Genomic DNA, 12849 nt, shown 5'->3' with positions numbered 1-12849 from the left:
TGAGGGGGAATATATGTCGCGTGGTCTGGAATTACTGATTGCCCAAACTATTTTGCAGGGCTTCGATGCCCAGTATGGCCGCTTTCTGGAAGTCACCTCCGGCGCGCAACAGCGTTTTGAGCACGCCGACTGGCATGCGGTTCAGCAGGCCATGAAGCAGCGTATCCATCTTTATGATCACCACGTAGGTCTGGTGGTGGAGCAACTGCGCTGTATCACCGACGGTAAAAGCCCGGATGCGGAATTTTTACTGCGCGTGAAAGAGCATTACACCCATCTGTTACCCGACTACCCGCGCTTCGAGATTGCGGAGAGCTTTTTCAACTCCGTCTATTGCCGGTTATTTGACCACCGCTCATTATCTCCTGAGCGGTTATTTATCTTCAGCTCCCAGCCGGAGCGCCGCTTCCGTACCATCCCGCGTCCGCTGGCGAAAGATTTCTTTCCCGATCGCGGCTGGGAAAAGCTCCTGCACCGCGTCTTAACGGATTTGCCGCTGCGCCTGCCGTGGGAGAATAAACCCCGGGATATCGGCTATATCCACGCGTATCTCAGTGAAACCTTCGGCGAGGCGGTGCTCAGCCGCAGCCATTTGCAGGTTGCCAACGAGCTTTTCTACCGGAATAAGGCCGCCTGGCTGGTGGGCAAACTGGTTACGCCGACAGCCATCGTGCCGTTTCTGCTACCCATTCACCGTACCGACGACGGCGAACTGTTTGTCGATACCTGCCTGACTACCAGCGCTGAGGCCAGTATCGTATTTGGCTTCGCCCGTTCCTATTTCATGGTCTATGCCCCACTGCCTGCCGCCCTGGTGGAGTGGCTGCGCGAGATCCTGCCGGGCAAAACCACCGCCGAGCTGTATATGGCGATTGGCTGTCAGAAGCATGCCAAAACGGAAAGTTATCGGGAATACCTGCGTTATGTCACCACGGCTGATGAGCAGTTTATCGAAGCGCCGGGGATCCGCGGCATGGTGATGCTGGTTTTCACACTGCCGGGCTTCGACCGCGTGTTTAAGGTGATTAAGGATAAATTCGCCCCGCAGAAAGAGATGACCGCCGCTCACGTCCGCGCCTGCTATCAGCTGGTTAAAGAGCACGATCGCGTCGGGCGGATGGCGGATACCCAGGAGTTTGAAAACTTTGTGCTGGATAAGCAGCAGATCGATCCGGCGCTGATGTCGCTCCTAATGCAGGAAGCGCCGACGAAAATTACCGATCTTGGCGATAAGATTGCGATTAGCCATCTCTACATCGAACGCCGGATGGTGCCGCTAAATATCTGGCTGGAGCAATCCGAAGGCCAGGCTTTACGAGACGCCATTGAAGAGTACGGCAATGCGATTCGCCAGCTCGCCGCCGCCAATATTTTCCCCGGCGACATGCTGTTTAAAAACTTCGGCGTCACCCGTCACGGGCGGGTGGTGTTCTACGATTACGATGAAATTTGCTACATGACCGAGGTGAACTTCCGCGATATCCCGCCGCCGCGCTACCCGGAAGATGAACTGTCCAGCGAGCCGTGGTACAGCGTATCGCCGGGCGATGTGTTTCCGGAGGAGTTTCGCCACTGGCTTTGTGCCGACCCGCGCATCGGGCCGCTATTCGAAGAGATGCATGCCGATCTGTTCCGCGCCAGCTACTGGCGCGGGCTGCAAACGCGGATCAAAAATGGGCACGTGGAAGATGTCTATGCTTACCGCCGCAAGCAGCGGTTTTGCATCCGCTTTTCTCCCTCTCCCTGTGGGAGAGGGCCGGGGTGAGGGCATCAGGCGGCAATGCACGTTTAACGAATCCCACCATACGCCAGCGTCACCTCTTTCGCGGCCTTAATCACCATCGCGCCCAGCTCGGTGACGCGGTCGTCGGTCATACGTGAAATCGGCCCGGAGATGGAGATAGCGGCAAACGGCTCGCGGTGCTCGTCAAAAATGCAGGACGCGAGGCAGCGCAGCCCGAGGGCATGTTCTTCGTCATCAAACGAATAGCCGCGCTTGCGGGTCAGAGCCAGATCTTCTTTCAGATGCACCGGCGACACCAGCGTGGCGTGGGTATAGGCGTGCAGTCCTTTACGGTGCAGCAGCCCCGTTACCTGCTCTTCGCTCAGCTGCGAGAGAAACGCTTTCCCTGCGCCAGAGGCGTGCATCGGCAACTTGCCGCCAATCGGCGCGGACATGCGCATCAGCTGCGTACACTGCACCTGGTCGATAATAATCGCCTGGTGATCGCTCTGATCCAGTACGGCCAGGTTTACCGTCTCGCCGGACTCCTCCATTAGCTTGCGCAGAATCGGGTGGACAATCGCCAGCAGGTTGCGGCTTTGCAGGAAGCTGCTGCCGACAATAAACGCATGCGCCCCCACCGCCCAGTGCCCCAGCTCGCCCACCTGACGCACGAAGCCCAGCTGCTGCATGGTGGTCAGCAGACGGTGCGTGGTGGAGTTCGGCAGGCCAGCCTGCTGCGCCAGCTCCGTCAGGGCCACGCTACCATGCGATTCGGCTATCCATTCCAGCAGCTTCAGGCCGCGCGTCAGGGATTGAACCTGTCCGCCAGGTTGTGCAGCGGTGGTTGCAGCAGGTTTTCTGCCGCGTTTAGCGGGAACGGTCGTAACCATGACGAACTCCTTTTTCTGTATCGTGGAAATCATTTTCGTTTTATTTGGTGGTTTTGCAACCGCTTTCCTGACTGATCGGAGGAGTGATAGTGAACATGTCTCATGTTACCGCTGTGTGACTTTTCGACCCTGCGAGATTATGCCAGTATGGAACGCAGCCTTTTGGCCATGTTGAGCGTTGTCGGGAGCAAGTGTGAGCAGCAAAGTAGAGCAACTGCGTGCGCAGTTAAATGAACGAATTCTGGTGCTGGACGGCGGCATGGGCACCATGATCCAGGGCTATCGTCTGAGTGAAGACGATTTCCGCGGCGATCGCTTTGCCGACTGGCCTTGTGACCTGAAAGGGAACAATGACCTGCTGGTGTTAAGCAAACCGTCTGTTATCAGGGATATCCACAACGCTTACTTCGAAGCGGGTGCGGATATTGTTGAAACCAACACCTTCAACTCGACAACCATCGCCATGGCGGATTACCAGATGGAATCCCTGTCGGCGGAGATCAACTTTGAAGCGGCGAAGCTGGCGCGCGCCTGCGCCGACGAATGGACGGCCCGTACGCCGGACAAGCCGCGCTACGTAGCCGGGGTGCTGGGCCCAACCAACCGCACCGCGTCGATTTCTCCGGACGTCAACGACCCGGCGTTTCGGAACATCACCTTTGACCAGCTGGTGGCCGCGTATCGTGAGTCCACTAAAGCGCTGGTGGAAGGCGGTTCCGATCTGATCCTGATTGAAACCGTATTCGACACCCTCAACGCCAAAGCGGCAATTTACGCGGTGAAAGAGGAGTTCGAGGCGCTGGGCGTCGACCTGCCGATCATGATTTCCGGCACCATCACCGACGCCTCGGGGCGCACACTTTCCGGCCAGACAACCGAAGCGTTTTATAACTCCCTGCGCCACGCCGAAGCGCTCTCCTTCGGCCTGAACTGCGCGCTGGGGCCGGACGAACTGCGCCAGTACGTGCAGGAGCTTTCGCGCATCGCAGAGTGCTACGTCACCGCCCACCCGAACGCCGGTCTGCCGAACGCGTTTGGTGAATACGATCTCGATGCCGACACCATGGCGGCGCAAATCCGCGAATGGGCCGAATCTGGTTTCCTCAACATCGTCGGCGGCTGCTGCGGCACCACGCCTGAGCATATCGCCGCCATGAGCCGCGCCGTCGCCGGGCTTCCACCGCGCAAGCTACCCGAGCTTCCGGTAGCCTGTCGTCTGTCCGGCCTGGAGCCGTTGACCATCGGCGACGACAGCCTGTTTGTGAACGTGGGTGAACGTACTAACGTTACCGGTTCTGCGAAGTTCAAGCGTCTGATCAAAGAAGAGAAGTACAGCGAAGCGCTGGACGTTGCCCGCCAGCAGGTAGAAAGCGGCGCGCAGATCATCGATATCAACATGGACGAGGGGATGCTTGATGCCGAAGCGGCAATGGTGCGTTTCCTCAACCTGATTGCCGGTGAGCCGGATATCGCCCGCGTGCCGATCATGATTGACTCTTCCAAATGGGAAGTCATCGAAAAAGGGCTGAAGTGCATTCAGGGCAAAGGTATCGTTAACTCCATCTCGATGAAAGAGGGCGTCGATACCTTTATCCACCACGCGAAGCTGGTCCGTCGCTACGGAGCCGCCGTGGTGGTGATGGCCTTCGATGAAGTGGGTCAGGCCGATACCCGCGAGCGCAAGATTGAGATTTGCCGCCGCGCGTACAAAATTTTGACCGAAGAGGTGGGCTTCCCGCCGGAAGACATCATCTTCGACCCGAACATCTTCGCTGTCGCGACCGGCATCGAAGAGCACAACAACTACGCCCAGGACTTTATCGGCGCGTGTGAAGACATTAAACGCGAGCTACCGCATGCGCTGATCTCCGGCGGCGTGTCAAACGTGTCGTTCTCGTTCCGCGGCAACGACCCGGTGCGTGAGGCGATCCACGCCGTATTCCTCTACTACGCCATCCGCAACGGGATGGACATGGGGATCGTCAACGCCGGCCAGCTGGCAATTTACGACGATCTGCCAGCCGAGCTGCGCGACGCCGTAGAAGACGTGATCCTCAATCGTCGTGACGACGCCACCGAACGCATGCTGGATCTGGCGGAAAAATACCGCGGCAGTAAATCTGACGAATCAGCCAACGTTCAACAGGCCGAATGGCGCTCCTGGGATGTGAATAAGCGTCTGGAATACTCGCTGGTAAAAGGCATTACCGAGTTTATCGAGCAGGATACCGAGGAAGCGCGTCAGCAGGCCGCCCGTCCGATTGAAGTGATCGAAGGGCCGCTGATGGACGGTATGAACGTGGTCGGCGATCTGTTCGGCGAGGGCAAAATGTTCCTGCCGCAGGTGGTGAAATCCGCCCGCGTCATGAAGCAGGCGGTGGCGTATCTGGAACCCTTTATCGAAGCCAGCAAAGAGAAGGGCTCCAGTAACGGTAAAATGGTCATCGCCACCGTGAAGGGCGACGTACACGACATCGGCAAAAACATCGTTGGCGTGGTGTTGCAGTGTAATAACTACGAAATTATCGATCTTGGCGTGATGGTCCCGGCGGATAAAATCCTCAGGACCGCGCGCGAAGTGAATGCGGATCTGATTGGTCTTTCCGGGCTGATTACGCCTTCGCTTGACGAAATGGTCAACGTGGCAAAAGAGATGGAGCGCCAGGGCTTTACCATTCCGCTGCTGATTGGCGGGGCAACCACCTCGAAAGCCCACACGGCGGTGAAAATCGAGCAGAACTACAGTGGGCCGACGGTGTATGTCCAAAACGCCTCGCGCACCGTGGGCGTGGTCTCCGCGCTGCTGTCCGACACCCAGCGCGATGACTTTGTCGCCCGCACCCGCAAAGAGTATGAAACCGTCCGCATTCAGCATGGACGTAAGAAACCGCGCACGCCGCCGGTTTCGCTTCAGGCGGCGCGCGATAACGATCTGGCGTTCGACTGGTCCAGCTATACGCCGCCGGTCGCACACCGTCTGGGCGTGCAGGACGTGACGGCCAGCATCGAAACGCTGCGTAACTACATCGACTGGACGCCGTTCTTCATGACCTGGTCGCTGGCGGGCAAATATCCGCGCATTCTTGAAGACGAGGTGGTGGGCGAAGAGGCGAAGCGCCTGTTTAAAGATGCTAACGACATGCTCGACAGGCTGAGCGCAGAGAAAGCCCTCAACCCGCGCGGCGTGGTGGGGCTGTTCCCGGCGAACCGCGTGGGCGACGATGTGGAAATCTACCGCGATGAAACCCGCACCCACGTGCTGGCCGTGAGCCACCACCTGCGCCAGCAAACCGAGAAAGTGGGCTTTGCCAACTACTGCCTGGCGGATTTCGTCGCACCGAAACTCTCCGGTAAAGCCGACTATATCGGCGCCTTTGCCGTAACTGGTGGTCTGGAAGAAGACGCGCTGGCGGATGCGTACGACGCGCAGCACGATGATTACAACAAAATCATGGTGAAAGTGATCGCCGACCGTCTGGCGGAAGCCTTCGCTGAATATCTGCATGAACGCGTACGTAAGGTGCACTGGGGCTACGCGGCGAATGAGAATCTCAGCAACGAGGAGCTGATTCGCGAAAATTACCAGGGCATTCGTCCGGCGCCGGGGTATCCGGCCTGCCCGGAACACACCGAGAAGGGCACTATCTGGAAGTTGCTGGACGTCGAAGCGCATACCGGCATGAAGCTCACCGAGTCGTTCGCCATGTGGCCGGGCGCGTCCGTTTCCGGCTGGTACTTCAGCCATCCGGACAGCAAGTACTTCGCCGTGGCACAGCTTCAGCGCGATCAGATTGAGGATTACGCCCTGCGTAAAGGCATGAGCGTGTCAGAGGTGGAACGCTGGCTGGCGCCGAATTTGGGCTACGACGCAGACTAACGTCACTTTTCCTTACAACAAACAGGGCACCGCTATGGTGCCTTGTCTCTTTCTTACGTTTAAACCCTTATACTGAACCTCAGGAAAACGAATAACGATAAGGAGGAATACCTACCGTGTTGACGTTGTTACACCTGCTCTCCGCAGTCGCACTGCTGGTATGGGGCACCCATATCGTTCGTACCGGCGTGATGCGTGTGTTTGGCGCACGTTTACGTACCGTTCTCAGCGGCAGCGTTGAGAAGAAGCCGCTCGCCTTCTGCGCGGGTATTGGCGTCACGGCGCTGGTGCAAAGCAGCAACGCCACCACCATGCTCGTCACCTCGTTCGTGGCGCAGGATCTGGTGGCGCTCGCCCCGGCGCTGGTGATTGTCCTTGGCGCCGACGTCGGTACCGCGCTGATGGCGCGTATCCTGACGTTCGATCTCTCCTGGCTGTCGCCACTGCTGATTTTTATCGGCGTCATTTTTTTCCTCGGCCGTAAGCAAAGCCGTGCCGGGCAGCTTGGCCGCGTCGGTATTGGCCTCGGGCTGATCCTGCTGGCACTGGAGCTGATTGTGCAGGCTGTCACGCCGATCACCCAGGCCAACGGTGTGCAGGTTATCTTCGCCTCGTTAACCGGCGACATTATGCTGGATGCGCTGATCGGCGCGGTATTTGCCATCGTCAGCTACTCCAGCCTGGCAGCGGTCCTCCTGACGGCGACCTTAACCGCCGCAGGGGTAATTTCCTTCCCGGTGGCGCTGTGCCTGGTGATCGGTGCCAACCTCGGCTCTGGCCTGCTGGCGATGCTCAACAACAGCGCCGCCAACGCTGCCGCCCGCCGGGTGGCGCTGGGGAGTTTACTGTTTAAGCTGGTGGGTAGCCTGATCATTCTGCCGTTTGTGCACCCGCTGGCGAACCTGATGGATAATCTCTCTCTGCCGAAAGCGGAGCTGGTGATCTACTTCCACGTCTTCTACAACCTGGTGCGCTGTCTGGCGATGGTGCCGTTTGCCGCGCCGATGGCCCGCTTCTGCGAGCGGCTTATTCGTGATGAACCGGAGCTGGACGCGCGCCTTAAACCGAAGCATCTGGACACCTCGGTGCTGGATACTCCTGCGCTGGCAATCGCCAATGCCGCCCGCGAAACGCTGCGCATGGGCGACGCGATGGAAACCATGCTGGAAGGGCTGCAAAAGGTGATGCACGGCGAGCCGCGCGAAGAAAAAGAGCTGCGCAGGCTGGCGGACGATATCAACGTGCTGTATACCGCCATCAAGCTCTATCTGGCGCGGATCCCCCAGGACGAGCTGGCGGAAGAGGAGTCGCGCCGCTGGGCGGAAATCATCGAGATGTCGCTTAACCTGGAGCAGGCTTCGGATATTGTCGAGCGTATGGGCAGTGAAATCGCAGACAAATCCCTGGCCGCACGCCGGGCGTTTTCTGTTGAAGGGCTGAAAGAGCTGGAAGCGCTGCACGAACAGCTGGTCAGCAACCTCAAGCTGGCGATGTCGGTCTTCTTCTCCAGCGACGTGCCGAGTGCGCGCCGCCTGCGCCGCAACAAGCATCGTTTCCGCATTCTTAATCGCCGCTACTCACACGCCCACGTTGAGCGTCTGCACCAGCAGAACGTGCAGAGTATCGAGACCAGCTCACTCCACCTGGGGCTGCTGGGGGATATGAAGCGTCTCAACTCGTTGTTCTGTGCGGTGGCCTATAGCGTGATGGAGCAGCCGGATGAAGACGATGAGCGGGATGAGTATTAATCTCTGAAAGCGCCTCGCAAAACCCTTTTGTGAGGCGTGACACCTTCTAAAGAGCAATTCATTCTTAAGGCCTTACATTTTTAAGGGAATAGAAAATGCTCGTTTATTACGCTACACTTCGCCAATTCATGCGCATTCCAATGGGGGTTATCATGCGCACTACTAATGGCATTAAAAAATCAGTCAATGTTTCGTTAGCACCAGAAATTCTTGAAGAAGCGCGACGTCTTAAGCTCAATCTCTCTGCTGTACTCACGGCCGCTCTACAGGAGCAGTTTCGTGCGCATCAGCGCGCAGAGTGGTTAGCAGAAAATAAAGCGTCTATAGAGGCCATTAACCAGTGGGTTGATGAAAACGGCTCCTTTAGTGACTTTCAGAGGTCATTCTGATGGAGCAATATTTTGCTTATGCGAATGAAGGTAATGGGAAAAAAGCATATCCATGGCTTATTAACATGCAGCATCCTGTTGCTAATGTGATGAAACATGTACTGGTTGCTCCCGCCGTTGAATTAAGCCAGTTGGGCGGCATTCGTCCGCCTGCGAAAGTGTGCCCTGTCGTTGAAATCGCGGGTAAGTCCTGCGTTGTCATGATGCATATGCTGTCAGGCATCTCTTCAAAAGAGTTAGGTGAACGCGTTGCCGATCTTACTAACAGCAGTGCTTCATTGCGGGATGCACTCGATTTTCTGATCAGCGGTTACTAGGACTTTTTTGTCAGGCGCAAGGTAAGGTATATTTCGCCCTTCACAGGAGAAACTATGCTGCCAACTCAATCAACCCGATTAAACAAATACATTAGCGAGAGCGGGATCTGCTCACGTCGCGAGGCTGACCGTTACATTGAACAGGGTAACGTGTTTCTTAACGGCAAACGCGCCACTATTGGCGATCAGGTAGTGCCTGGCGATGTGGTGAAAGTGAATGGTCAGGTCATCGAACCGCGTGATGCCGAAGACCTGGTGTTTATCGCGTTGAACAAGCCGGTTGGGATTGTCAGCACTACGGAAGATGGCGAGCGGGACAACATCGTTGATTTCGTGAACCACAGCAGCCGTATTTTCCCGATTGGCCGTCTGGATAAAGACTCTCAGGGGCTGATTTTCCTTACCAACCACGGTGACCTGGTCAACAAAATTCTGCGTGCCGGTAACGACCACGAGAAAGAGTACATTGTTACGGTGAACAAGCCGGTCACGGACGAGTTCATCCGGGGAATGGGCGCAGGCGTGCCGATTCTGGGCACCGTGACGAAGAAGTGTAAAGTCAGAAAAGAGGCGCCGTTTGCGTTTCGTATCACGCTGGTGCAGGGCCTGAACCGCCAGATCCGCCGCATGTGCGAGTACTTCGGTTATGAAGTGACGAAGCTGGAACGCACGCGCATCATGAACGTCAGCCTGTCCGGGATCCCGCTGGGCGAGTGGCGTGACTTAACGGATGACGAGCTGATCGAGCTGTTCAAACTTATCGAGAACTCCTCGTCCGAAGCGAAGCCGAAAGCTAAAGCCAAACCGAAAACGCAGGCGATTAAGCGTCCGGTGGTGAAGGCACCGCAGGCGGAAGAGAAAGGGCGGGGCAAGCCGGGCAACGGAAAACGCTTTACCCAGCCGGGGCGCAAAAAGAAAGGGCGCTGATTAGCGCCTTCCACGGGTTGATGTGCTGGCGGACCAGGAAAAAGTCGCCTCTGCATCGGGTTTATAAGCCTGCTCTTTTTTCAGCTTGCGGGCTTTTTTCGCCGCGGCATCACGTTGCGCCATCAGTTTATCGATGTACTCTTTTTTAACCTGATTGGTTTCGGCGTTCGTCAGCGTGCGGCCATGCGCGATGCGGGCGCGGTCGAGAAGCGTTTTCAGTTCGCGCTGCTCGGCTTCGGTCATGTCTTTCTGGGTCAAACGTGGTGTAGCCATTGCTGAAGCCTCCTGATGGGGAGGCTTCAGTGTAAAGCAAGCCGGGTCAATTAACCCTGTTTCACCGCATCTTTTTTCGGTTGGTCATCAATCGGCTTACCGGACCAGTATCCTGCTAACAGCGAACCGGACAGGTTGTGCCAGACGGAGAACAGCGCCCCCGGTAGCGCTGCCAGCGGTGAGAAGTAAATTTTACCCAGCGCCGCCGCCAGGCCGGAGTTCTGCATCCCCACTTCGATCGCCAGCGTGCGGCAGGTGGATTCGTCAAAGCCAAACAGCTTTCCGCCCCAGTAACCGCCCAGCAGACCAATAGTGTTATGCAGCACAACCGCGACGATCACCACAAAGCCCACCGAAGCAATGTGCGATGCGGAACCGGCTACCACGGCGCTGATAATGGCCAGTATGCAGACCATCGAAAACGCGGGCAGATACGGCTCAACCGCTTTCACTACCCGCGGGAAGAGATGGTGGATCACCAGCCCCAGCGCAATCGGGATCACCACGATTTGCAGGATGCTGAGCAGCATGCCCATCACGTCCACCTGGATATGCGCGTCCACATACAGGCGGGTTAACAGCGGCGTGGCAATCACGCCCACCAGCGTGGAAACCGACGAGATGGTGACGGAGAGCGCCACGTCGCCTTTCGCCAGATAGATCATGACGTTAGATGCCGTGCCGCTGGCGACGCTCCCCACCAGCACCATCCCTGCGGAAAGGTCGGGCGGCATCTTAAAGGCCATCGCCAGCAGCCAGGCCGCGAGCGGCATCACCAGGTAGTGCAGGAAAATCCCTGCGGCAACCGGCGCCGGGCGAGACAGCACGCGTTTGAAATCGTCAATTTTCAGATGCACGCCCATGCCGAACATAATCAGCATCAGCAGCGTGGTGACCCACGGACCAATGCCCGTGAACGTGGCAGGAGTGTAATACGCGAGTACAGAGAGCAGCAGCGCCCATAACGGGAACAGCCGGGTGATAGCGGAGAGCATAGTGAATTCCTTGCAGTATTGTCGTGTTGTTTTGTTATAAAAAAGCCGGGTCTGTGCCCGGCTTATTGATATTGTTTATCGTGCTAACGAATTTTATTCAAACAAATTCTGATGAAGTTTCTGCACGACCTGCTCGGCCTGATCGGCAGGGACCAGGAAGCAGAGGTTGTAGCTGGACGCGCCGTAGCAAATCATGCGGATATTGAACGGGTCGAGCACGCCGAACACCTCTTTGCCCACGCCACAGGCGCGCGACAGCTTATTACCGATGATGGCCACCAGCGCCAGATCTTCTTCCACCTCCACGCGGCACAACTCGGAAAGCTCAATCAGCAGCGACTGCGTCAGCAGGGTGTCGCCGGTAGAGGTGGAGCCGGTGGTGTCGAGCGTCAGCGCGATGCTGACTTCTGACGTGGTGATCAGGTCCACGGAGATATTGTGGCGCGCCAGGATGCCAAACACTTCCGCCAGAAATCCACGGGAGTGCAGCATATTATGGCTGTGCAGGGTAACCAGCGTCTGCTTACGACGCAGGGCCAGCGCGCGGAACAGCGGCGGGTTCTCGGTTTTCTTGCAGACCAGCGTCCCGCCCGCCTTTGGATCTTTACTGGAGCCAACGAAGACCGGAATGTCGCTGCGCACGGCGGGCAGCAGCGTGGCCGGGTGCAGCACTTTCGCGCCGAAAGTCGCCATTTCAGCCGCTTCTTCAAAGGCGATCACGTCAATACGTTTTGCCGCAGAGACCACGCGCGGGTCGGTGGTGTAGATACCCGGCACGTCCGTCCAGATATCCACGCGGGTGGCGTGCAGGGCTTCACCCAGAAGGGCGGCGGTGTAGTCGCTGCCGCCACGGCCCAGCGTGGTTGTGCGCCCTTTGGCTTCGCTCCCGATAAAGCCCTGGGTGATCACTATGCCTTCATCCAGGCGCGGGGCAAGCTGCTGGTTGGTCAGCTCTGCCAGGACTTCCACGTCCGGCTCGGCGCGGCCAAAGCGGTCGCTGGTGCGCATCACTTTACGCACGTCGAACCACTGCGCCTGAATATTGCGCTCGCGCATGATCTCAACGAACAGCAGGGTGGACATCAGTTCGCCGTGGCTGACCAGTTCATCGGTCAGTGCGCTGGAGGTGGCCAGCGACGCGGCTTCAGCCAGGGTGGTGATATTTTCCAGCAGGCGTTCCACTTCCTCACGAATGACGTTCGGGTTTTGCAGACGCTCAAGAATGTCGAACTGAATTTTGCGCAGTGCATCCAGCTTCACGAAACGCTCGGTCGCTTCCAGTCCTTCAGACAGGGAAACCAGCAGGTTCGTCACGCCGGCTGAGGCGGAAAGCACAACCAGGCGGGTATTCGGATCGGCCAGCACCACATCGGCGCTGCGGTTCATGGCATCGTAGTCTGCCACACTGGTGCCGCCAAACTTGGCGACCACAAAACTCGTCATAACAACCTCGTGTCAGGGAATGAATAGAGCGACCTTGGCACAAGAATGAAGCGAGAACAGGTGCAGGCGCAAAATACGGCCCTATAAATAAAATGCGGGGGAGGTCCTGTCAATGCTGGGATTATGCGGATTTTTCATGGGGGGGTACCCCTCAGAAACAGGACTTATAACAGGCCCATATTTTATGCTCCTTTTTCCCCCTTTTTGACCAACATTTCGCCACGCCGGAAGGGCGCGACAGCAGCTATACTTTTCGGGTCTTTT

At 57.4% G+C, this 12849-nt stretch carries 10 protein-coding genes; 6 read left to right on the top strand and 4 right to left on the bottom strand.

From position 1 onward, the window contains the following. Positions 1-13 precede the first annotated feature (13 nt). Complete coding sequence (aceK, locus tag SK58_RS00555; RefSeq protein ID WP_017382607.1) at positions 14-1765, top strand: bifunctional isocitrate dehydrogenase kinase/phosphatase; 1752 nt, start codon at positions 14-16, stop codon at positions 1763-1765. 23 nt (positions 1766-1788) lie between these two features. On the opposite strand, the gene iclR is transcribed toward aceK, so the two are convergent. Continuing rightward, the gene (gene iclR / locus SK58_RS00550) at positions 1789-2616 is read right to left on the bottom strand and encodes a glyoxylate bypass operon transcriptional repressor IclR (RefSeq protein ID WP_003860353.1); all 828 of its coding nucleotides are present in this window, start codon (positions 2614-2616) and stop codon (positions 1789-1791) included. A gap of 193 nt (positions 2617-2809) precedes the next feature. On the opposite strand from iclR, the gene metH reads away from it, so the two are divergent. The 5 genes from metH (at position 2810) to rluF (ending at position 9874) form a co-directional block, all read left to right on the top strand. Continuing rightward, positions 2810-6493 carry a methionine synthase gene (gene metH, locus SK58_RS00545; protein WP_048219204.1) on the top strand — a complete coding sequence of 1228 codons (3684 nt, stop codon included), beginning with the start codon at positions 2810-2812 and terminating at the stop codon, positions 6491-6493. A gap of 116 nt (positions 6494-6609) precedes the next feature. Continuing rightward, positions 6610-8241 (top strand): Na/Pi cotransporter family protein, encoded by a 1632-nt coding sequence (locus SK58_RS00540; RefSeq protein ID WP_003860350.1) that lies wholly within the window; start codon positions 6610-6612, stop codon positions 8239-8241. 95 nt (positions 8242-8336) lie between these two features. Continuing rightward, positions 8337-8630: a type II toxin-antitoxin system CcdA family antitoxin gene (locus SK58_RS00535; RefSeq protein ID WP_017382609.1), complete on the top strand. Its 294-nt coding sequence runs from the start codon at positions 8337-8339 to the stop codon at positions 8628-8630. Beyond that, positions 8630-8947, top strand: a complete 318-nt coding sequence (locus tag SK58_RS00530) for a CcdB family protein (RefSeq protein ID WP_017382610.1) — start codon at positions 8630-8632, stop codon at positions 8945-8947. Before SK58_RS00535 ends, SK58_RS00530 begins: the two co-directional genes overlap by 1 nt. 54 nt (positions 8948-9001) lie before the next feature. After that, positions 9002-9874, top strand: a complete 873-nt coding sequence (gene rluF / locus SK58_RS00525) for a 23S rRNA pseudouridine(2604) synthase RluF (protein ID WP_003860347.1) — start codon at positions 9002-9004, stop codon at positions 9872-9874. Here the strand turns inward: rluF and SK58_RS00520 are convergent, their stop codons facing one another. From SK58_RS00520 to lysC, 3 genes are all read right to left on the bottom strand, one after another. Further along, complete coding sequence (locus tag SK58_RS00520) at positions 9875-10147, bottom strand: YjbD family protein (RefSeq protein WP_017382612.1); 273 nt, start codon at positions 10145-10147, stop codon at positions 9875-9877. Positions 10148-10197: 50 nt separating this feature from the next. Beyond that, entirely contained in the window at positions 10198-11142 is a 945-nt protein-coding gene (gene panS / locus SK58_RS00515) for a ketopantoate/pantoate/pantothenate transporter PanS (RefSeq protein WP_015570166.1), read from the bottom strand. Positions 11143-11235: 93 nt separating this feature from the next. Beyond that, positions 11236-12585: a lysine-sensitive aspartokinase 3 gene (gene lysC, locus SK58_RS00510; RefSeq protein WP_045344657.1), complete on the bottom strand. Its 1350-nt coding sequence runs from the start codon at positions 12583-12585 to the stop codon at positions 11236-11238. Positions 12586-12849: the final 264 nt, after the last annotated feature.

It is taken from the genome of Enterobacter sp. BIDMC93, assembly GCF_001037805.1.
Lineage (GTDB): Bacteria > Pseudomonadota > Gammaproteobacteria > Enterobacterales > Enterobacteriaceae > Enterobacter > Enterobacter hormaechei_C.
The sequence above is the reverse complement of the archived record's forward strand: the minus strand, read 5'-3'. Positions and strand labels throughout refer to the sequence as shown.